The sequence below is a fragment of the Solirubrobacter soli DSM 22325 genome, from assembly GCF_000423665.1.
Taxonomy (GTDB): domain Bacteria; phylum Actinomycetota; class Thermoleophilia; order Solirubrobacterales; family Solirubrobacteraceae; genus Solirubrobacter; species Solirubrobacter soli.
This window is the reverse complement of sequence record NZ_AUIK01000001.1, coordinates 818,567-838,337: the sequence shown is the minus strand read 5'-3', so window position 1 is coordinate 838,337 and position 19,771 is coordinate 818,567. Positions and strand designations below refer to the sequence as shown.

19 protein-coding genes are annotated in these 19,771 nt (G+C 71.6%); 10 read left to right on the top strand and 9 right to left on the bottom strand.

Annotation, left to right across the window (positions count from 1 at the left end; translation table 11 throughout):
• The first annotated feature begins 5 nt into the window (after positions 1–5).
• Genes G569_RS0103895 through G569_RS63660 form a run of 3 tightly spaced genes read left to right on the top strand, consistent with a single transcriptional unit; the run spans position 6 to position 3,582 of the window.
• Entirely contained in the window at positions 6–1,499 is a 1,494-nt protein-coding gene (locus G569_RS0103895) for a glycosyltransferase family protein (RefSeq protein ID WP_028062445.1), read from the top strand.
• Positions 1,499–2,593: a putative sugar O-methyltransferase gene (locus tag G569_RS0103890; protein WP_169542058.1), complete on the top strand. Its 1,095-nt coding sequence runs from the start codon at positions 1,499–1,501 to the stop codon at positions 2,591–2,593. Before G569_RS0103895 ends, G569_RS0103890 begins: the two co-directional genes overlap by 1 nt.
• Positions 2,590–3,582, top strand: coding sequence for a glycosyltransferase family 2 protein (locus tag G569_RS63660; RefSeq protein WP_028062443.1), 993 nt, complete (start codon positions 2,590–2,592; stop codon positions 3,580–3,582). Before G569_RS0103890 ends, G569_RS63660 begins: the two co-directional genes overlap by 4 nt.
• Here the strand turns inward: G569_RS63660 and G569_RS0103880 are convergent.
• From G569_RS0103880 to G569_RS45350, 7 genes are read right to left on the bottom strand one after another with little or no spacing between them, the layout of a single operon-like run.
• The gene (locus G569_RS0103880) at positions 3,545–4,600 is read right to left on the bottom strand and encodes a putative sugar O-methyltransferase (RefSeq protein WP_084284117.1); all 1,056 of its coding nucleotides are present in this window, start codon (positions 4,598–4,600) and stop codon (positions 3,545–3,547) included. The genes G569_RS63660 and G569_RS0103880 overlap by 38 nt on opposite strands.
• Positions 4,597–5,289, bottom strand: a complete 693-nt coding sequence (locus G569_RS45360; protein WP_037494265.1) for an HAD family hydrolase — start codon at positions 5,287–5,289, stop codon at positions 4,597–4,599. The genes G569_RS0103880 and G569_RS45360 overlap by 4 nt, the downstream gene beginning before the upstream one ends.
• Positions 5,286–7,133 carry a thiamine pyrophosphate-binding protein gene (locus tag G569_RS0103870; RefSeq protein ID WP_053225807.1) on the bottom strand — a complete coding sequence of 616 codons (1,848 nt, stop codon included), beginning with the start codon at positions 7,131–7,133 and terminating at the stop codon, positions 5,286–5,288. Before G569_RS0103870 ends, G569_RS45360 begins: the two co-directional genes overlap by 4 nt.
• Entirely contained in the window at positions 7,133–7,840 is a 708-nt protein-coding gene (locus G569_RS45355; protein WP_053225806.1) for an acylneuraminate cytidylyltransferase family protein, read from the bottom strand. The genes G569_RS0103870 and G569_RS45355 overlap by 1 nt, the downstream gene beginning before the upstream one ends.
• Positions 7,833–9,275 carry an aldehyde dehydrogenase family protein gene (locus G569_RS0103860; RefSeq protein ID WP_028062440.1) on the bottom strand — a complete coding sequence of 481 codons (1,443 nt, stop codon included), beginning with the start codon at positions 9,273–9,275 and terminating at the stop codon, positions 7,833–7,835. Before G569_RS0103860 ends, G569_RS45355 begins: the two co-directional genes overlap by 8 nt.
• Positions 9,272–10,012: an SDR family oxidoreductase gene (locus G569_RS0103855; RefSeq protein ID WP_028062439.1), complete on the bottom strand. Its 741-nt coding sequence runs from the start codon at positions 10,010–10,012 to the stop codon at positions 9,272–9,274. Before G569_RS0103855 ends, G569_RS0103860 begins: the two co-directional genes overlap by 4 nt.
• Positions 10,005–11,111 (bottom strand): N-acetylneuraminate synthase family protein, encoded by a 1,107-nt coding sequence (locus tag G569_RS45350; RefSeq protein WP_053225805.1) that lies wholly within the window; start codon positions 11,109–11,111, stop codon positions 10,005–10,007. Before G569_RS45350 ends, G569_RS0103855 begins: the two co-directional genes overlap by 8 nt.
• A 127-nt stretch (positions 11,112–11,238) precedes the next feature.
• On the opposite strand from G569_RS45350, the gene G569_RS57220 reads away from it, so the two are divergent.
• Together G569_RS57220 and G569_RS0103840 are read left to right on the top strand one after the other, a co-directional pair.
• Positions 11,239–12,189, top strand: a complete 951-nt coding sequence (locus tag G569_RS57220; RefSeq protein WP_053225804.1) for a COX15/CtaA family protein — start codon at positions 11,239–11,241, stop codon at positions 12,187–12,189.
• Entirely contained in the window at positions 12,186–13,088 is a 903-nt protein-coding gene (locus tag G569_RS0103840; RefSeq protein ID WP_028062438.1) for an NAD-dependent epimerase/dehydratase family protein, read from the top strand. The genes G569_RS57220 and G569_RS0103840 overlap by 4 nt, the downstream gene beginning before the upstream one ends.
• A 502-nt stretch (positions 13,089–13,590) precedes the next feature.
• Here G569_RS0103840 and G569_RS0103835 read toward each other — a convergent pair.
• On the bottom strand, positions 13,591–14,088 hold the full coding sequence (locus G569_RS0103835) for a beta-class carbonic anhydrase (protein WP_028062437.1): 498 nt from the start codon (positions 14,086–14,088) through the stop codon (positions 13,591–13,593).
• Positions 14,089–14,158: 70 nt separating this feature from the next.
• On the opposite strand from G569_RS0103835, the gene G569_RS0103830 reads away from it, so the two are divergent.
• The 5 genes from G569_RS0103830 to G569_RS62200 all read left to right on the top strand — a co-directional run bounded on the left by G569_RS0103830 (position 14,159) and on the right by G569_RS62200 (position 17,874).
• Positions 14,159–14,518: a cupin domain-containing protein gene (locus tag G569_RS0103830; RefSeq protein WP_028062436.1), complete on the top strand. Its 360-nt coding sequence runs from the start codon at positions 14,159–14,161 to the stop codon at positions 14,516–14,518.
• Positions 14,515–15,384: an NAD(+)/NADH kinase gene (locus tag G569_RS0103825; RefSeq protein ID WP_037494264.1), complete on the top strand. Its 870-nt coding sequence runs from the start codon at positions 14,515–14,517 to the stop codon at positions 15,382–15,384. Before G569_RS0103830 ends, G569_RS0103825 begins: the two co-directional genes overlap by 4 nt.
• A gap of 71 nt (positions 15,385–15,455) precedes the next feature.
• Positions 15,456–16,166, top strand: coding sequence for a spermidine synthase (locus tag G569_RS45340; protein WP_157591793.1), 711 nt, complete (start codon positions 15,456–15,458; stop codon positions 16,164–16,166).
• Between the two features lies 1 nt (position 16,167).
• Positions 16,168–17,688: a DHA2 family efflux MFS transporter permease subunit gene (locus G569_RS45335; protein ID WP_053225802.1), complete on the top strand. Its 1,521-nt coding sequence runs from the start codon at positions 16,168–16,170 to the stop codon at positions 17,686–17,688.
• A gap of 9 nt (positions 17,689–17,697) precedes the next feature.
• Positions 17,698–17,874, top strand: coding sequence for a hypothetical protein (locus G569_RS62200; protein WP_157591792.1), 177 nt, complete (start codon positions 17,698–17,700; stop codon positions 17,872–17,874).
• Positions 17,875–17,901: 27 nt separating this feature from the next.
• On the opposite strand, the gene G569_RS45330 is transcribed toward G569_RS62200, so the two are convergent.
• Entirely contained in the window at positions 17,902–19,767 is a 1,866-nt protein-coding gene (locus G569_RS45330; RefSeq protein WP_053225801.1) for a M13 family metallopeptidase, read from the bottom strand.
• Positions 19,768–19,771: the final 4 nt, after the last annotated feature.

Genomic DNA, 19,771 nt, shown 5'->3' with positions numbered 1-19,771 from the left:
TCGCCATGAACGTGCTGTTCGTCATGCACTATCCCGGCTACCTGCGGTACTACGACGGCGTCGTCCGCGAGCTCGCCGCGCGCGGCCATCACGTCACGCTTCGCTTCGACGAGCCGGGCAAGCAGGCCGAGGGCCTGCGCGCGCTCGACGACCGGCCCGCCGGGGTCACGATCGCGGGCGCCCTCGGCGGCCGGCGCGACTTCTGGGAGCCCGTGGCGACCGAGTTGCGCCGGACCACGGACTACGTGCGCTATCTGCACCCGCGCTTCGCGCAGGCGGACTATCTCCGGCGGCGGCTCGAGCACCTGCTGGCCGGCGTGGCGCGCGGGCTCACGCGGCTCCCGACGCAGCCCGCGCGGCGCGTCGAACGCGCGCTGAAGGCGCTGCTGGCGCTCGAGCACGCGATCCCCTCCAGCCGCCGCATGGAGCGCGTCGTCGCCGAGGCGCGCCCCGACGTGGTCGTCGTGACGCCGCTGGTGACCGACGCGTCGCGCCAGACCGACGTCGTCAAGGCCGCCCACGCGCTCGGCATCCCGGCCGTGCTCGCCGTCGGCAGCTGGGATCACCTGACGACCAAGGGGATGATCCGCGAGCGCGTGGACCGCGTGCTCGTGTGGAACGAGCTGCAGCGCGACGAGGCGACCGAGCTGCACTTCATCGCTCCCGAGACGATCGAGGTGACGGGCGCGCAGCCGTTCGACCGCTGGTTCGCGCGCCGCCCGAGCGGGACGCGGGAGGCGTTCGCCGCGCGCGTCGGGCTGCCCGCCGAGAAGCCGTTCGTGCTCTTCGTCGGCTCGACGGCGTCGATCTCCGCCCCGGCGGCCGAGGTCGACTTCGTTCGCCGCTGGATCGCCGCGCTGCGCCGGTCGGGCCTGGACGACGTCGGCGTCCTCGTGCGCCCGCACCCGTACAACGTCAGCGCGTGGCGCGACGCGGACCTCTCCGACCTCGACGCGGTCGCCGTCTACCCGCGCGCGGGCGCGAACCCGGTCGACGAGGACGACCGCGCGGACTACTACGACTCGCTCTACCACGCCGAGGCCGTGGTCGGGATCAACACGAGCGCGATGGTCGAGGCCGCGATCGTCGGGCGGCCCGTGCTGACGATCGAGTCGGAGGACTTCACCGCCACCCAGAGCGGGACGGTGCACTTCGGCTACCTGACGCGCAACGGCGGCGGGCCGGTCGCGGTCGCGCATGATCTGCAGGAGCACGCGGCCATGCTCGGCGCGACGTTGGCCGACGGCGAGGCGGCCCGCGCGGCAGGCCGCGCGTTCCTCGGCTCCTTCGTGCGCCCGCACGGGCTCGAGCGGCCCGCGACACCGCTCGTCGCCGACGCGATCGAGCGCGCGGCGTCCGCGGTTCCGGCCCCGCCGCCCGGTCCGAGGGCACGCGCGGCGGCGCCGCTGATCTGGCTCTCGGTCGCGCTGTTGACCGCGACGAGCCCGACTCGTCTGCGAGGACTTGCCAAACGACTCCTGCCACCATGGGGCGGCTGATGACTGCGATCGATGACTTGCCGGCCGAGCTCGAGCGCCTGAGCGCGAGCCGTGAATTCCGTGCCTACCAACGCGCTCGCGAGGAGGTGCTGCGCTTCCGCGCGCTCGATCGCGAACGCCGCGGCGGGACCGCCGCGCCGAGCGACTACTGGGAAGAGGAGCTCGCGGGCTTCGAGTACCTGTTCGACGCCTCCCCGCTGCTGATCAAGCGCCTGCGCCATCACAGCTACCACGTCACGGGTCTGAAGGTCTACGAGTACCGCACGCACCAGGACAACCGGCGCGCGCAGCTAAAGGCCAAGCTCGACGCGTTGATCGAGGTGGCGGGCGGCCGCGAGCTGCTCGTGCCCGAGCCGGAGGTGCTCGGCGGCTTCGGGCACGAGATCGACGGCCAGCTCTACAACCTCGACACGCTCAAGTACTTCGAGGTGATGATCGCCCTCGAGAAGGGCGCGGTGCTCGACGAGCTCCGCAAGACGGACGAGCGCAAGACGGTGTGGGAGATCGGGACGGGCTGGGGCGGCCTGGCGTACGTCTTCAAGACGCTGTTCCCGGACGTCAAGTACGTCCTCACCGACCTGCCGGAGCTGTTCCTGTTCTCGGCCACGTACCTGGCCAGCGCGTTCCCGGACGCGAAGCTGCACTTCTTCGACCCCGACCACCCGGACGGCCCGCTCGGCCCGCCCGACGCGGACTTCGTCTTCGTCCCGAACACGTTCCTGGACCAGACGCGCCCGCCGAGGCTCGACCTGGCGATGAACACCGTCTCCTTCCAGGAGATGACCGCCGACCAGGTCGCGGGCTACGTCCGCCACGCGCACGAGCTGGGCGCGCCGTACCTCTACAGCCTCAACCGCGACCGCTCGCCGTACAACCCGCAGATGACCAGCGTGCGCGACCTGATCTCGCCGTACTACTGGCCGCAGGAGACGACGGTCCTGCCCGGCATCCAGTACACGCAGATGCTCCCGAAGCTCCCCGCGGGCGGCGTGCGCGCGCTGCTGGCCCAGGCCGCGAGCCGCACGCTCGGCAAGCCGGGCAAGGAGGAGTTCGGGTACCGGCACGTCGTCGGCTGGCGGCGCGTGGACAAGTGACGCCGCTCGTCGTCGTCGGCCTCCCGACGTACAACCAGGCCGCCCACCTCCCGGAGGCGCTCGAGACCCTGCTCGGCCAGCGCCTGCAGGACTTCGCGATCGTCGTCTGCGACGACCGCTCCACCGACGAGACGGTCGAGGTCGCGCGCGGGTACGCCGAGCGCGACCCCCGCATCCGCGTGGAGGTCAACGAGCGCCGGCTCGGGCTCGTGGGCAACTGGATGCGGACGCTGGAGCTCGCGCGCCGGCGCTTCCCGGACGCCCGCTACTTCCTGCCCGCCTCCGATCACGACGCCTGGCACCCGCGCTTCCTCTCCGAGCTCGTGGACGCGCTCGAAGGCGACCCCGGCGCCGTGCTGGCCTACCCGCGCAACGTCCGCGTCGGCGATGGCGGCGAGGTGCTTCGCCTCGAGTGGCCTGACCGCGAGTACACCGCGCCACTGCCCTCCACGCGCGTGAGCGACGCCAGCCGCACGATGGTGGCCGGCGACATGGTCTACGGGCTGATCCGGCTGGACGCGCTGGACGGCATGCGGTTCCGGCGCGTGCTGCTGCCGGACCGGCTGCTGATCGCCGAGCTGGCGATGAAGGGCTCGCTCGTGCAGGTCCCGCGGACGCTCTGGCGGCGCCGCTACGAGCACGTCGTGACCGCCGACCGCCAGCGCGACGCGATCTTCCCCGACGGCGCGCCGCGCTGGTCGCGGCTGCCGTGGGTCTTCCCGCACCTGACGCTGCTCGCCGCCGACGCGGCGCTCGGGCGCGGCGCGCTGAAGGGCCGCCCGGCGGGTGAGCGCGCGCGCCTGTGGACCGTCTACGCGGGCCGCACGGGCGCGATCCTCGCCCGTGGGCAGGCCAACTTCCTCGTCAACCGCGTCATGCACCACGGGGCCCGCAGCGTGGCGGCGGCGCCGCGACCCGTGCGGGTCGCGGTCGACGTCACCTACGCGGGGCTCAAGCGATCACGGCAGCTCGTGTCACGGTCAACGTGATCGGGACCTCGAGCTTGATACGGGTCACGGTCTGGAAGCGGTCTTCCTCCCAGGCCAGGATCCGGTCGTCCGTGCGGTAGGGGTACAGCAGCGGGTTGTTGTCGAACGTCGACCCGTCCGGCTGCGGCAGGGCGGGTTGACGGCGGTTGATGTTCACGAAGAGCGCGCCGGGGCGGGCGGTGCGGTAGAAGATGTCGAGGTACCCGTCGCGGGCCTTCTGATCCATCTCCATGAACGAGTTGTAGTTGTGGACGAGGTCGAAGGAGCGCTCGGTCAGGATCTCGTGCGCGAGGCCGTCCGAGATGAAGGTCCACGTGCCCGGCTCGGGGGCGCTCTCGAAGCGCAGCTGCGGCTCGTCGAGCTGCCGCCAGACGGTGAACGCCGAGTGGACGAGCATCTGCGGGAGGTCGACGATCGTGTACGAGTTCACGCGCCCCATGTGCGTGAGGAAGATGCCGAGGTTGCCCGCGCCGGCGCCGACCTCGAGCACGTCGAGCGCCTTGTCGCCGTGCGTCTCCTTCGCCCAGGCGTCGACCTGACGGGCGTAGTACCAGTGGCGCGCCGTCGACATCGTCGAGCGCACCTGCAGCGGCGCGATGAACTCCAGGTAGTCGTCGAGCAGCCCCTGCAGCTGCAGGAACCCGAGCGCGCGCATGTGCTCGTAGGTCGCCTTGTCGATGCCCATGCGGGTCGGGTCCAGCTGCTTGGCGATCGAGCGCGAGCGCTTGAGGGCGTCCCACGCCGCGACGTAGGCCGGGTCCTCAGCTGGGGCGCTGACCGTCTCGGGCAGGTCCTCGAAGCCGTAGCCGCGGGTCACGCGCTCGGTCAGGGCCGCGATGTCCTCGTCGGAGCCGGCGTCGTACGCGACGTGGTCCTCGAGCTGCTTCTGCCAGAAGACGCTCGGGCGCGACCGCGCCTTGGCCTCCTCCAGTTGCGCGAGGAAGCTGCGCAATGCGGGATCCAACGGGGCGGCAGGCGACGACCCGCCCTTCATCAGTGAGCGGAGGCGGTCTCTCATCGCGGCGGAAGGCTAGCGCGGTCCGGATCGATCAGGCGTTCGAAGTCGGCCGGATCGGGAAGCTCGGGCAGCGCCCGCCACGGATCGCACGCTTCCAGCTCTTCGAGGTCGTAGCCAGGGCCGGTGGCCACGGCGAGCGTGCGCGCGCCAATCGCCTTTCCGCAGGAGATGTCGTGGGGCGTGTCGCCGATCACGACCATCCGGTCGCCGTCCGGGTTGCCGGCCAGCTCGGCGGCGCGGCGGGCGATCGAGGGGCGGTCCGAGCCGTACTCGCTGAAGGCGCCGCCGGCGCTGAAGTAGTCCCAGAGGCCGTAGTGGCGCAGCTTGGCCTCGGCGCCGCCGGCGATGTTGCCCGTGAGCAGCATGTTGACGACGTCGTCGCGGCCTGAGAGCGCGTCGAGGATCTCGACGACGTTCGGGTAGACCCAGCCCTGGCGCCACGGCAGCCGGTCGGGCAGCAGGCGCGCGTACGCGTCCAGCAGCGCGCCGACCGTCGCCTCGTCGGCCCGGTCACGGCTCTCGGCCAGCACGCGGGCGATCTCGGCGTCGGTCAGCCCGGCGGTCCGCATCGTCGTCAGGTCGATCCGCTCGCCGAGGACCTCCTCGGTGGCCTCCTCGAGCGCGAAGACGCCGGCCCGCGCGGTGTTGAGCAGCGTGCCGTCGATGTCCCAGAACAGATACGTGGTCACCGCAGGCGCTCCCGCAGGGAGTGGGTGTCGAGGCCGTGGGCGCGGAGCACCTCGTCGTTGGTGCCGCCCGCGGGTACGCGGTCGATGCCGAACACCTCGACCGCGTGACCGGGCAGCGCGGCGCGCACCGCGTCGCCCTGGCCGCCGCTGAGCACGTGGTTGTCGAGCACGACGACCCGCCGGCCGCCCGCGATCTCCGCCAGCCACGCGCCGTCGACGTCGCGCAGCCACGGCAGCGCGACCAGTGCAACCTCGGACACGTTGTACGCCTGCGAGACGAGCACCGGGCCGGTGGTCACCAGCACGACGTCGCCGTCGGCGCGCAGCACGGTGCCCCGGCCGCGTTGCAGCGGCGCGGCCTCGGGCGGCTCGAAGCCCAGCTCCCACGGCACGCTGACGAACCGAAGGTAGACGGGGCCGGTGGCCTCGTCGACCGCGTACTCGACGCAGCGCGCCGCCTCGGACATGGAGAACGGCTCCAGGCACGTCATCCCGGGGACGCTGCCCATCAGCGCGATGTCGCGGACCGACTGGTGCGAGTGACCCGGCCCGCCGGGGACGATCCCGGCGAGGAAGCCGCCGTAGATGACCTTCGTGCCCTCGGACGCGTTGTTGTAGATCTGCTCGTTGGCCCGCGGCGTCAGGAAGCACGCGAAGGAGTGGACGACCGGGAGCTTGCCGCCCAGCGCCAGCGCGCCGGCCTGGGAGACCATGTCCATCTCGGCGATGCCGCACTCGACGAAGCGGCCGGGATGCGCGCCGCGGAACGGGATCAGGCCGCAGTCGAGGTAGAGGTCGGCGTCGAGCGCCACGATGTCCTCGCGGCGGTCCGCGGCGCTCTTGAGCGCGCTGCCGTACGCGTCGACCAGCTTCTGCGGCGTCTGCGGGGCGACCCGGCGCGGGGCTTCGCCGGCCTCGAGCTCGGGGTCGCGACCGAGCGTGTCGGCGAGCTTGCCCACCAACTCGGCGATCGCGATGCCGTAGAGCTCCTCCGACGGCGCGCCCGAGTGGTACGCGTAGAGCGCGGTGCCGGACTTCTCCAGCGCGTGCGGCGTGAAGATCTCCGCGCCCGCGCCCTTGACCGTGTCGGCGATCAGCAGCTTCGGGCGGAGGTCTTCCAGCAGCTCGGTGAGCGTGCTCGACAGCGCCGCCATGTCGTTGCCGTCGCAGCGTGCGACGGCCCAGCCGAACGCGCGCCCCTTGGCCTCGAGGTCACCGAGGTCGTTGACGTGCTCGACCCACGTGTCGGACTGGATCTTGTTGTGGTCGACGATCACCGTGATCTCGCCGAAGTCCTCGTTGGCGGCCTGGCTGAGCGACTCCCAGAACTGGCCCTCCTGCAGCTCGCCGTCGCCGGTGATGACGAAGACGCGCCGACGGCCGCCGTCGAGGCGGGCGGCGCGGGCGAAGCCCTTGGCCTTGGAGACACCCATGCCGAGGCTTCCCGTGTTGGTGAAGACCTGAGGCGTGGCGTGGATGTCCGGGTGCCCGGGCAGGCCGTCGCCCTTGCGCAGCTTGTGCAGCAGCTCGAAGTCGAGCTTGCCGACGGACGCCAGCGCGGCGTAGACGGCGGGTGCGTCGTGGCCCTTGGAGGAGAAGCAGACGTCGTCGCCGGTCAGCACCTCGAGGTGCAGCCAAGCGAGGATGTCGGCGACGCTGAACGACGTGCCGATGTGCCCGGAGCCGGCCTCCATGATGCTCGAGAGCGCGTTGATCCGGTTGGCGTCGGCGAGCGCGGCCGCGCGGGTGACCGGGTCCCGCGTCTCGCGGATGCGGGCGAGCTCGGCCGGCGGGACGTAGGTCAGCGCGATCGGCGCGTTGGCGGCGAAGGTGGCGGCTTCCATCAGATCCTTGGGAGGAGGTCGGGGTGCTCCGCGGCCAGGACGCGGGCGGCGTCGAGCTCGTCGGGATAGTCGATCGAGAGGCCCTCGTAGCCCTCGGTCAGGAACGGGACGACGGTGCTTCCGGCGATCTCGCCGTCGGCCACGATCCGCGTGTAGGCGATCTCCAGCGACGAGTCCTGGACGTAGACCTCCGGCAGCGACGCCGTCTGGCGCGAGTGCGTCGGCACCTCGCCGTCGGTCTGGGCCATGAACGGGACCATCACGTCGCCGGTGATCCGCCACATCTTCCCGGGGTGCTCGCGGACCTTGCGGACGGCGCGGATCGAGTCCGCGCCCTCGACGGCGTGCAGCTGGTCCCAGGCGCGCCGGATCGTCGCGGCGGTGCGAAACGGGCTCGTCGGGCGCAGGATCGAGAACAGCGCCTCGTCGCGGCCCTCGAGCGCGTGCTGGACCCAGAGGATGTCCGGCGAGGTCGAGCCGGCGATCGCCGTCGGGCGCAGGCCGGGCACGGTCGCGCCGTAGCGCTCGGCGACCTCCGCGATCTCCCCGCTGTCGGTCGACACGATCACGTCGGTGAACAGGCCGGACTCGCGGGCCGCCGCGATCGAGTAGGCGATCAGCGGATGGCCGGCGAGGTCGGCGATGTTCTTGCCAGGGACGCGCTTGGAGCCCGCCCGCGCCGGGACGAGGGCGACGGCGTTAGACAAGGGACGGGTCGTGGTTGACGTAGATCGTCTTGAGGTCGGAGTAGACGTCGATCGCCTCGGTGCCCGCCTCGCGCCAGCCCGTGCCCGAGTCACCGAGGCCGCCGAACGGCATGTGCGGCTCGGACCCGTAGGTCGGGCCGTTGACGGAAGCGACGCCGCTCGCGATCCGGGTCAGGAACTCCTGCCCGCGGTGCACTGAAGCGGTCCAGATCGCAGCGGTCAGGCCGTAGGGCGTGTCGTTGGCCAGCTCGACGGCCTCGTCGAAGCTCCAGACGCGGTGCAGCGTCGTGATCGGGCCGAAGAGCTCGTTGTCGATGCGGCCTTCGATCAGCGTCGGCGCCATGTAGTAGCCCTCGTCGCCGATGCGCTCGCCGCCCGCGAGGATCGTGGCGCCGTTCTCCTTGGCCTCGCGGACCTTGGCCAGCATGTTGTCGAGCTGGCGCTGGTTGATGACCGGGCCGAAGTCGTGGTCGTCGGTGGGGCCGACCTTCTGCGCCTGCGTGCGCTCGAGGAGCTTCGCCTTGAAGTCGTCGTAGACGGCGTCGAAGACGATGATCCGGCTGCCCGCGGCGCAGCGCTGGCCCGCGTTCGAGTAGGCGCTCAGAGCGGCCGCGGTGGCGGCGGCGTCGAGGTCGGCGTCGTCGCAGACCACGAACGGGTTCTTGCCGCCGAGCTCGAGGCAGACCTTCGCTAGCCGCTCGCCGGCGACCCGCGCGATCATCCGCCCGACGGCGGTCGAGCCGGTGAAGGAGACGATCGCCACCCGCGGGTCCTCGACGATCGGCTGCCCGGCCTCCGGGCCGAGGCCCTGGACGATGTTCAGCACGCCCGCGGGCAGGCCCGCCTCGGCGGCGAGCCGCGCGAACGCCAGCGCGGTCTCGGGCGTGTCCTCGCTCGCCTTCAGGACCGCCGCGTTGCCGCACACGAGCGCGGGGAAGACCTTCCACGCGACGTTCGCGATCGGCGTGTTGGCGGCGATGATCAGGCCCGCGACACCGAGCGGCTGGCGCACGATCATCGCCTGGCGGTTCGGGACGGCGCTCGTGGTCGTCTTGCCGTATAGACGGCGGCCCTCGCCGGCCACGAAGTAGCCCATCTCGATCGCGCCGCCGACCTCGCCGAGCGCGTCCTTGGGGGACTTGCCGGTCTCGGCGGCGACGATCTCCGCGAGCTCTTGCGCGTCGCGCTCGAGCAGCTGGGCGATCCGGCGCAGGATCGCGCCGCGCTGCGCGGGGGTCTCGCGCGCCCATGCGGGTTGGGCCTGTTGCGCGGCGGTGATCGCGGCGTCGACGTCGGCCTTGCCGGAGCGCGCGACGTGGGTGAGCACCTCGCCCGTCGCGGGCGCGTACTTGGGGATCGTCTCGCCGGATGCGGCCGGACGCTCCTCGCCGCCGATGACGTTGCCGATGGTGCGGACGGCCGTGGGGGCGCTCATACGGTGAATCCTCCGTCGACTTGCAGGTGCTGCCCGGTCACATACCGGGAGGCCTCGGAGGCCAGGAAGACGAGCGGGCCGCCGAGGTCGGCCTCCTGCGCCATCCGCCCGAGCGGGACGCGCGCGGTGTACTTGGCCAGGAACTCGGCGTCCTGGCCGCCCTCGACGCCGCCGGGCGAGATCGCGTTCACGCGCACGCCGTGCGGGCCCCAGAGGCGGGCGAAGTAGCGCGTCAGGTTCAGTACGGCGGCCTTCGACGCGCCGTAGGCGGCGGGCTTCAGAAAACCCGGGATGTGGTCGTAGAACGCCGGCTCGGGGGCGATGCTCGCGTACAACGAGCCGATGTTCACGATCGAGCCCCGGCCGGCCGCGACCATCGCGGGGCCGAAGACCTGGATCGCGTTGAACGTGCCGGCCAGGTTGACGTCCACGGTCTTCGTGAACGCCTCCAAGGGGACGTCCTCGATCGCGTAGCCGGTTCCGCCCGCGCCCGGCGGCTGGTCGATCCCCGCGTTGTTGACGAGGATCGTCGGCGCGCCGTGGTCGGCGGTGATCTGCTCGCGCGCGGCGTCCATGCCGGCGCGGTCGGTCACGTCGGCCGCGTAGACGTTCTCGCCGGCGTTGAGGTCGACGCCGACGACCGTCGCGCCCGCGTCCCGGAGCGCCTTGGCCCAGACGGGACCGAGGCGCCCCGAAAGGCCCGTGACGACGGCGACCTGACCGGTGAGGTCAGTCACCGTGCGTGGTGGAACCGACCTGCTCGTCGGCCGGCTCGAGCACCTCGAAGGTCAGCGCGCCGTCCTCCATCACCGGGTGGGTGAGCGTGCGGCCGAGGACGCGGTCGAGCTCGTAGGGCGGCAGGCCGTCGCCGGGCGACTTGAACGCGATGTCGGCCTCGGTCAGCGTGTGGCCGGCGGGCAGCGGGCGCGCGGCGACGAGCTTCTTGGCCATCTTGATGATCGGCTCGGTCTCCGACGGGTACATCGACTTGTTGCCGTCGCCGAGCGCCACACGCGTGCGCTTGAGGTCGCGGACGAGCTTGCGCAGGCCCTGCGGCTCGAGGCTGAAGCGATGGTCGGTGCCCTTCAGCGCGCGGTTGAGCGTGAAGTGCTTCTCGACGATGCGCCCGCCCAGGACGTACGCGGCGACCGCCATCGCGATGCCGTTGTCGTGGCTGGACAGGCCGACGACCGCGTCCGGGAACAGGTCGCGGTAGGTGGAGATGACGCGCAGGTCGAGCTCCTCCCACGCGGCCGGGTAGCCCGCCGTGCACTGCAGCAGCGCGACCTCCGGGTTGATCTCGGCGACCGTGCTGTAGCCGCGCTTGACGTCTTCCAGCGTGGCGCCGCCGGTCGACAGGATCATCGGCTTGCCGATCTTGGCCACGTGCTTGAGCAGCGGCGTGTTGATCAGGTCCGCAGAAGCGATCTTGTACAGCGGCATGTCGAGCTCGGCGAGGAAGTCCGCGCTCGGGATGTCGAAGGCCGTCGAGAAGAACGTGACGCCGATCTCCTTGGAGTGCGCGATCAGGTCCTCGTACTCCGCCTTGCCGAACTCGAGGTACTCGCGGTGCTCGCCGTACGTCGCGCCGTACGAGTTCTCGTTCTCGTAGGGCTTGTTGTAGCCCTCCCTGGTGTACAGCGAGCGGTTGTCGCGCTTCTGCAGCTTGACCGCGTGCGCCCCCGCCGCCTTCGCCTCGGCGAACAGCTCATGCGCCGAATCGAGCGAGCCACCATGGTTGTGGCCGATCTCGGCGATCACGTAGCAGTCGCTCGTGTCGGAGATCTCGAAGTCGTTCAGTCGCAGCGCGCGCGGGTTATCAAACTGGTCAGGCACGGGTGGCAGGTCCTTCCTGATCGCGGGTCGTGGAGGTTTCCTCGTTAAGACGGACGGCTCCCGCGAAAGGCGCGCGTCAGGGCCGGAAGTCTAGAAGGGGGGTCGGTTGCTGACACAATGGCGGTCGATGCAGGTGTCTCCCGCCCGCTATCGCCAGATCGCCTACGCGGCGCTCGGCGTGTGCACATTGATCGTCTTCACCGGCGCCGCGGTGCGTCTCACGGGCTCCGGGCTCGGCTGCCCGGAATGGCCGCGCTGCGAGGGCACGCGGCTGACGCCGGAGCTGCACACGCACGGCATCATCGAATTCTCCAACCGCGTGATGACGTCCGTGGTTGCGATCCCGTGTCTCGCCGCGGCGATCTTCGCGTGGTTCCGCCGCCCGGTGCGGCGCGACCTGTGCTGGATCGCGCTGCTGCTGCCGCTCGGCGTGCTCGGTCAGGCCGTCATGGGCGGCCTGACGGTGATCTACGGCTTGGACCCGGGCTGGGTTATCGGCCACTTCCTGCTGTCGATGCTGCTGCTCGTCGCGTGCGTCGCCTTGGCCTGGCGGGCGACGTTCGAACCGGGAGAACGACCCCGCACGACGGATCGCTTGAGTGTCTGGAGCGTGCGCTTCCTGCTGCTGCCGGGGTTCCTGACGCTGTCGCTGGGGACGATCGCCACCGCCGCCGGCCCGCACGCGGGCGGGGAGGGGACCGGCGACATCGTGCCGCGGCTCGACTGGCGCGGGGCGGAGACGCTCGACTGGGCGATCCACCAGCACGGCGCGCTGGCGACGTTCCTCGGCCTGGCGAGTGTCGGCGTCTGGTTCCTCGTGCGCGCCCGCAAGATGAACGCCGCCACGCAGAACGCCGTCACCGCGGTCTGCGTCCTGCTCGCCTGCCAGGGCCTCGTCGGCCTGGTGCAGTACTCGATGGAGTTGCCCGCCGAGATCGTCTGGTTCCACGTCGTGCTCAGCGCACTGACCTGGATCGCGCTGCTCGTCGCCACCGCGGCCGCCGGCCGGATCGGCGCTCCGGTGGGACCGCCCGCGCCGACGCTCGAGCCTGAGCGCGAGCTCGCGCAGAGCCGGTGAGAGCGCTCGTCACCGGCGGGGCGGGCTTCATCGGCTCGCACCTCGTCGACGTGCTGCTCGACGCGGGCGACGAGGTCACCGTCGTCGACCACCTGCGCACCGAGGAGAACCTGTCCGCGGCCAAGGCCCGCGGCGTGTCGTTGGTGCGCGGCGACGTGACCGACGTCGCCACGATGCTCTCGGTCTTCGGGGCCGCGCGTCCCGAGGTCGTCTACCACCTCGCGGCCCAGATCGACGTCCGTCGCTCGGTCAGCGACCCCTCGATGGACGCCCACCAGAACGTCGGCGGCACCGCGGCCGTGCTGGAGGCCGCGCGCGACGCGGGCGCGCGGCGCGTGATCCTCGCGTCGACCGCGGGCGTCTACGGCGACCCGCCGTCCTTGCCCATCGCCGAGGACACCGAGGTCGCGCCTCTGTCGCCGTACGGCGCCTCGAAGGCCGCCGCCGAGTCGTATCTCGCGCTCTTCAGCCGGCTGCACGGCATCTCGACCTTGGCGCTGCGCATGTCGAACGTCTACGGCCCGCGCCAGAACCCCCACGGCGAGGCGGGCGTGATCGCCATCTTCTGCGCCGCCGCCGCCGACGGCCGCGAGGTGACGTTCTTCGGCGACGGCACCCAGACCCGCGATTTCGTCTACGTCGAGGACGTCGTCGCCGGCTTCTCCGCCGCCGGCCGCTCCTCCGAGGAGGGCGCGATCAACCTCTCGACCGGCGTCGAGACGAGCCTCCTCGACCTCGCGCGCACATTGGACCTGTCCACCGTCACCGGCCCGGCGCGGCTGGGAGAGATCGCCCGTTCGAGCCTCGACCCGGCCGCGGCCCGCTCGCGGCTGGGGTGGACGGCGTCAACGCCGCTGGCCGAGGGGTTGCGGCGCACGTTGGCCTGGATGACCGCTTAGCGCCGCGGCATCGGTGGGCGCCGTGGCGTTGCGCTGCCGTGCCGGTATTCGGGGAACGGCCGAGCACTGAGGGAGGGGGACGCTGCTGCGCCCCGGCCTGATCGGTCGTGCCGCCGTTCGCCGTGGCGCCTGGCCGTGCTGACTCGCCGCGCCCTGCAGGGAGACCGTCAAGTTACGGTCCACGGAGACCGTGCGAGATCGGTTGTGGTCGCTTTCGTCGGTGGTGGCGCTTCTCGACCGAAACCGCACTGTTCGAGTTGGCGCGTTCGTGGGGGTGTTCGACGTTCCGCCCCCGTACAGGGGCGAAACGTAACCCACCCCCCGCGGAGTGCAGATGGACGTTCCTCACGACCCCGCCACGAGAGCGGGAGCCGATAGACGCGCAGGACGAAGGCTCGAGGACCCGCTGGCTCTCTGCCCCCTCCCCCCTCACCGCAAGCCGTTTCCCGAATACCGGCACGGCCACACAACGCCACAACCGCCCACCGATGCCACGGCCAAGCTACGAAGCGTCCACCTCACGCAGCAGTCCCGTATGCACGTCGTACACGAACCCCCGCACCGACGACTTGTTCGGGATGAACGGACTCGCCTTGATGCGTCCGATCGACGAGCGCACGTCGTCGTCGAGGTCCGTGAAGGACTCCGGGGACCAAGGCGGTTTGATGCCCGTGTCCTTTTGGAGGTCGGCGCGGAAGGAGTCGTCCGTGAAGGTGAGCATGCCGCAGTCGGTGTGGTGGATCAGGACGATCTCTTCCGTGCCGAGCAGTCGCTGCGAGATCGCCAGAGACCGGATCTCGTCGTCGGTCACGACGCCGCCGGCGTTGCGGATCACGTGGGCGTCGCCCAGCGCCAGGCCGAGGAGGCCGTGCACGTCGAGGCGGGCGTCCATGCAGGCGACCACCGCGACCTTCTTGGCCGGGGGAAGGGGGAGGTCGCCCTTGTCGAAGTTCTCGGCGTAGGCCGCGTTATTGGCCAGCAGGTCGTCGGTGACGCTCATGGCCCGGCAAAATACCCGAAATGTGGTCGGGTTACGATGAAGGACCGGTGACCCTAGACTCCGCGAGCACATGCCCGAGCTGATCGAGTCGCCCTCGCGCGTCGAGGCCGCGGGGACCAAGCCGAAGCTGATCGACGAATACGCCGGTCGCGTCAACAATGGGGAAGAGCGCCTGAGCTTGGCGCACATGCGGTCGCCGGCGGGGTGGGTGGAGCCCGGCCAGCGCCCCGACTTCGACGAGTACACGCTCGTGATCGGCGGTGCGCTGCACGTCGAGCACGAGGGCGGGACCCTGGTCGTCAACACCGGCCAGGCCGTGCTCGCCAAAGCGGGCGAATGGGTCCGCTACTCCACGCCCGAGGGCGCCGAGTACGTCGCCGTCTGCCTGCCCGCCTTCTCCCCCGACACCGTCCACCGCGACGACTCGTGAAACCCGGGTCCATCGGCGTCGTGGTGCATCCGCGGCGCGACAGCCGCGCGATGATCGAATGCGTCGTCCGCTGGGCCGATGGTCACGGCAAGCAGGTGCGGGGGCTCGAGGAGGCCCGCGACTTGATGCCGCCGGAGGTCGTGCTCGTGCCCGAGGAGGAGTTGGCGGTCGGCGCCGGGCTGCTGATGGGACTCGGAGGCGACGGGACGATCCTGCGCGCGCTCAAGCTCGCGACCGAGTACGGCGTGCCGGTCCTGGGCGTCAACCTCGGGCGTCTCGCCTTCCTGGCCGAGGTCAACCTCGACGAGCTGCCGGACGCGCTGGACCGGATCGACCGCGAGGAGCACTGGGTCGAGGAGCGCGCGGTGATGACGGTCACCGGCACGTGCTTCCCGACCGCCTTCAACGCCTTCAACGACTCCGCCCTCTCGCGCGTCCCGGGTCACGGTCCCGCGGCGCTGGCGGTCGAGGTCGAGGACGAGGTGTTCGCCCGCTACACGGCGGACGCGCTCGTGATCGCCACGCCGACCGGCTCGACCGCCTACTCGTTCGCCGCGGGCGGGCCGATCGTGTCCCCCCGCCACCGCGGCCTCCTGGTCACGCCGGTGGCGCCGCACGCGGCCTTCGACCGCGCGGTCTTCCTGCACCCCTCCGAGAGCCTGCGCGTCCACGTCCTCGACCGCTCCGCCCCGTTGCTGCTGGAGGCGGACGGCCAGCGCGTGGCCGAGCTCAACGCCGGCGACTGCATCCAGTTCGCGATGAGCGACACCCCCGCGCGCATCCTGCGCCTGTTCCCCCAGGGCTTCTACGAGCGCGCGCGGCGCAAGCTGCAGCTGACCGACTCGTCCGAGCTGGCTCCGCAGTAGTGAATCGTCGCGGCCGCGAGCGACGCGGCCGCCCGGCCCCCGCGCCGGTCGAGGTCCGCACCCTCCACGCCATGGCGGAGGTGGTCGCCGACCCGAACCGGCCCTCGTCCCGGACGCTGCTGCTCGACGGCCGCGAGGCCGGCCAGGTCGACATCAACGACCCGAAGCTCCTCACGTTCGCCTACATGCGCCGGATCGCCGACCTGATCGACGCGTTCCGCCCATCCGACAGCGGCATCGACGTCCTCCACGTCGGTGGCGGCGCGTGCGCCCTCCCGCGCTACATCGAGGCGACCCGACCGGCCTCGCGCCAACTCGTCTTCGAGCTCGATCCCGGCGTCGTCGCGCTCGCCCGCGAGCACATGGGCTTCAGAGCGACGCCACGCATGCGCATCAAAGTCGGGGACGCCGCCGACCTGCTCCCCGCGCGGCCCGACAAGTCCGCGGACCTCGTGATCGGCGACGCGTTCGACGGCCCGCACGTCCCGGCGCGGGTCTCCGGCCCACAGTTCCTCGCCCACATCAGGCGCGTCCTGCGCCCGCAAGGCGTCTACGCCCTCAACGTGATCGACATCCCGCCGCTGGACGAGGTCCACGGCCACTCGGCGCTGATCGAGGAGGTCTTCGAGCACGTGCTGTGGGTCGCCCCGCCCGGCGTGCTCCGCGGCCGCGCGCCCGGCAACTGCGTCCTCTTCGCCTCCGCCGTGCCGCTGCCGGTCGCCGCGCTCGACCGGGCGGCGCGCAACGCCGTGCCGCGCGAGCAGGTGCAGACGGCTCGGTAGCGTGTCCGTCATCGGCGCGCGGCAGAAACGGCTGGCCCTCGCGGCCGCGATCATGGGGTCCTTCGTGGCGGGCCTCGACGCGACCGCGGTCAACGTCGCGCTCCCGGCGATCCGCGAGGACCTCGGCGGCGGGCTCGCCGGCCAGCAGTGGGTGTCGAACGCCTACCTGCTGACGCTCGGCTCGCTGATCCTCGTCGCGGGCTCGCTCGGCGACCTGTACGGGGAACGGCGGGTGTTCTCGATCGGCGTCGGCGGCTTCGGCGTCGTCTCGATGCTCTGCGCCCTGGCGCCGACGATCGAGGTGCTGATCGTCGGGCGCGCGCTGCAGGGCGTGTTCGGCGCGCTGCTGACGCCGAGCGCGCTCGCGGTGATCATCTCCACCTTCGGCCCCGACGAGCGCGGCGGCGCGATCGGCTCGTGGACCGCCTGGTCGGGCATCGCGATGGTGATCGGCCCGCTCGCGGGCGGCTGGCTCGTCGACACCGCCTCCTGGCGCTGGATCTTCGCGATCAACGTCCCGTTCGTGCTGATCACGCTGACGCTGGTGATGATCGCGGTGCCGAAGTCGCCCGGCCGCCGAGACGTGCGCCTGGACTGGCTGGGCGCCCTGCTGACCGTGCTCGGCCTCGCGGGTCCGGTGCTCGCGCTGATCCGCCAGCCGACCGTCGGCTGGAGCTCGCCCGAGGTCTGGCTCGTCGGACTGACCGGGATCGCGCTGCTGGTCGCGTTCGTGTTCCACGAGCGGCGCACCCCGCAGCCGATGCTGCCGCTGGAGCTCTTCAAGCGCCGCAACTTCGCCTTCGGCAACCTGCAGACGTTCGCGATGTACGGCGGCCTGGGGACGATGTTCTTCTTCCTCACCCTCTTCCTGCAGCAGGTCGCGGGCTACGAGGCGCTGCAGGCCGGGCTCGCGACCCTCCCGACCACGGTCGTGTCGTTCCTGCTGGCCAAGCGCGCCGGCCGCCTCGCGGATCGCTATGGCCCGCGCCTGTTCATGGGCTGCGGGCCGCTCGTCGCCGCCGTCGGGATCGCGCTCATGCTGCGGATGGACCAGGACGTCGACTACTGGACCGAGCTCTTCCCCGCGCTGCTGATCTTCTCGTTCGGCCTGGTCGCCACGGTCGCGCCGTTGACCGCGACCGTGCTCGCCGATGCCGACGAGAACAACGCCGGCATCGCCTCCGGCGTCAACAACGCGATTGCGCGGGTGGCGAGCCTGCTGTGCGTCGCGGGCATCGGCGCGGTGGTCAGCGCGGTCTACGTCAACGGCATGGGCGGAGCCGCGGGCGAGACGCTTGAGGTGATCCCCGGCATGCCGCAATCGATCACCGCCTCGGTGGACGCCTTCCACGTCGGCATCGGCATCTGCGCCACGCTCGTCGCCCTCGGCGGCGTGCTCGGCCTGGTCGGCATCCGCAACCCGCGCCGCGAGGTCCGCTGCGAGGACTGCGCCGCGGGCGCCTATTCCGTCCAGGCCCCACACTCCCCAATAGGGCGGGAACCCCAGGCGGCGGCCCGCTAGGTTCGAGGCATGGCCGACGTCACGGAAGCACTACAGGCCGCCGGCTTCGTCGAGACGGCGTTCCACTGCCCGTCCTGCGGGCTGGGCGGGACCTCCCTGTCACGCCCGTCCTCGCTGCTCGACCGCACCTGCCTGGACTGCGGCGAGCCCGTCGTCACGACGGTCTTCGAGCGCTTCGCGCGCTGAACCTAAAGGGGTCAGGCCCCTTTAGGTTCACCAGATCTCGATGCGCTCCTCCGGGGCGCGCATGATCGGCGCGTCGTCGGGCAGCCCGAAGGCGTCTCGGAAGGCGGTGAGGTTGGAGACCGGGCCGAGCACCCGCAGCTCGCGCGGGCTGTGGGGGTCGATGCCCGCGAGCGTGCGCTGGAGCTCCGGGCTGATGTTCGCCCGCCACAGCGTCGCGTTGGCGAGGAAGAAGCGCTGCGCGGGTGTGAGGCCGTCGATCGCCGGCGCCCCGTCGGCGACGCGGGCGTGGGCGCGCTGCGCCAGGGCGAGGCCGCCGAGGTCGGCGATGTTCTCGCCCAAGGTCAGGCGGCCGTTGATGTGGACGTCCTCGAGGATCGCGTAAGCGTCGAACTGGGCGACCAACTGGTCGGCGAGCGCCGTGAAGCGCTCCGCGTCCTCGGGCGTCCACCACTCGCGCAGGGCGCCGTCGGCGTCGAAGCGCCGGCCCTGATCGTCGAAGCCGTGCGTGATCTCGTGCGCGACGACCATGCCGATCCCGCCGAAGTTGACCGCGTCGTCGGCCTCGGCGTCGAACAGCGGCGGCTGCAGGATGCCCGCCGGGAAGACGATCTCGTTGAGCGTCGGGTGGTAGTAGGCGTTGACGATGTGGGCGGGCATCTCCCACTCGCCGCGGTCGACCGGCTCGGGCAGCTTGGCCAGCTGGCGCTCGAGCTCGAACCGCGCGGCGGCGAGGCGGTTGGCGGCGTAGGTGTCGCGGTGCTGCTCGAGCGCGGACCAGTCGCGCCACTCGTCCGGGTAGCCGATCTTCACCCGCAGCGCGTCGAGCTTGATCTCGGCCTTGGCGCGGGTCTCCGCGCTCATCCACTCGCGGGTGCGGATCGAGCTCCGCATCTCCTCGAGGATCGCCGCGACCATCCGCTCCGCCCGTTCCTTGGCCTCAGGCGAGAACGCGGTCGTGACGTAGCGCTCGGCCAGCGCCTCGCCGAGGTCTGAGCCGATCGCGTCGATCACCCGCTTGGCGCGCTCGTGCTGCTCCTGCTGCCCGCGGATCCGACGCCCGTAGAACGCGAAGTCCTCGTCGTCGAAGCGCTTCGGCAGCGCGTCGGCCGCGGCCTTGACGACGTGGAAGGCGAAGTAGGCGCGGCGCGTCGAGGGCGGCGTGTCGTCGAGCACGGCCTGCAGGCCCTCGATCAGCTTCGGGTTCTCGACGTTGACGGAAGCGGCCGCCTGCGCGCCGAGCCGGTCGAGGTAGTCGCCGAGCAACGCGACGATCGCCGCGCGCTCGAAGCGGTTGTGGGTGCGGTCGGTGTCGCGCCGTTCCTCCGCGCGCCAGTGCAGCTCGGCGAGCCGCGTCTCGAACGCGAGGACCGCGGCGCCGTCGCCCGCGACGCCCGCGTTGCGCAGCTGCGCGTCGATGTGCTCGACGTACGCGCCGCGCAGCTCCGCGGCCGACTCGTCGAAATAGGACTCGCGATCCGGCAGCCCGAGCCCGGCCTGCGACAGCCACAGCAGGTTGCGGTCCGTGTCGTCGTGGTCGGCGGTGACGCCCCACCCGAACAGCACGAAGATCCCCGCCCGGTGCAGCGCCGCCACGTCCTCCCGCTCGGCCGCCGCCAGCAGCTCCGTGATCGCCCCCGTCCCGGCGGCCTCGATCGCCTCCAGGTCCATCCCGGCGGCGTACGCGTCCCCTAGCAGGTCCCCGGGTGTCTCGGCGGCCCGCTCGAGCAGCTCCCGCAGCGCGACCTCGTTGCGCCGGCTGACCTCCTCGAACGACCCCCACGCGCCGTATCCGGCGGGGATCGGGTTCCCGTCCAGCCAGCCGCCGTTGGCGAAGCGGTAGAAGTCGACGCCGGGGTCGGCGGAGAGGTCTCGGTCGGACGCGGGGAGGGCCATCCGC

What these genes read in the sequence shown, in the direction of transcription:
- G569_RS0103895 (WP_028062445.1), top strand. Translation starts at nt 6, where the DNA reads ATGAACGTGCTGTTCGTCATGCACTATCCCGGCTACCTGCGGTACTAC.
- G569_RS0103890 (WP_169542058.1), top strand. Translation starts at nt 1,499, where the DNA reads ATGACTGCGATCGATGACTTGCCGGCCGAGCTCGAGCGCCTGAGCGCG.
- G569_RS0103880 (WP_084284117.1), bottom strand. Translation starts at nt 4,600, where the DNA reads ATGAGAGACCGCCTCCGCTCACTGATGAAGGGCGGGTCGTCGCCTGCC.
- G569_RS0103870 (WP_053225807.1), bottom strand. Translation starts at nt 7,133, where the DNA reads ATGGAAGCCGCCACCTTCGCCGCCAACGCGCCGATCGCGCTGACCTAC.
- G569_RS0103860 (WP_028062440.1), bottom strand. Translation starts at nt 9,275, where the DNA reads ATGAGCGCCCCCACGGCCGTCCGCACCATCGGCAACGTCATCGGCGGC.
- G569_RS57220 (WP_053225804.1), top strand. Translation starts at nt 11,239, where the DNA reads ATGCAGGTGTCTCCCGCCCGCTATCGCCAGATCGCCTACGCGGCGCTC.
- G569_RS0103835 (WP_028062437.1), bottom strand. Translation starts at nt 14,088, where the DNA reads ATGAGCGTCACCGACGACCTGCTGGCCAATAACGCGGCCTACGCCGAG.
- G569_RS0103830 (WP_028062436.1), top strand. Translation starts at nt 14,159, where the DNA reads ATGCCCGAGCTGATCGAGTCGCCCTCGCGCGTCGAGGCCGCGGGGACC.
- G569_RS45340 (WP_157591793.1), top strand. Translation starts at nt 15,456, where the DNA reads ATGGCGGAGGTGGTCGCCGACCCGAACCGGCCCTCGTCCCGGACGCTG.
- G569_RS62200 (WP_157591792.1), top strand. Translation starts at nt 17,698, where the DNA reads ATGGCCGACGTCACGGAAGCACTACAGGCCGCCGGCTTCGTCGAGACG.
- G569_RS45330 (WP_053225801.1), bottom strand. Translation starts at nt 19,767, where the DNA reads ATGGCCCTCCCCGCGTCCGACCGAGACCTCTCCGCCGACCCCGGCGTC.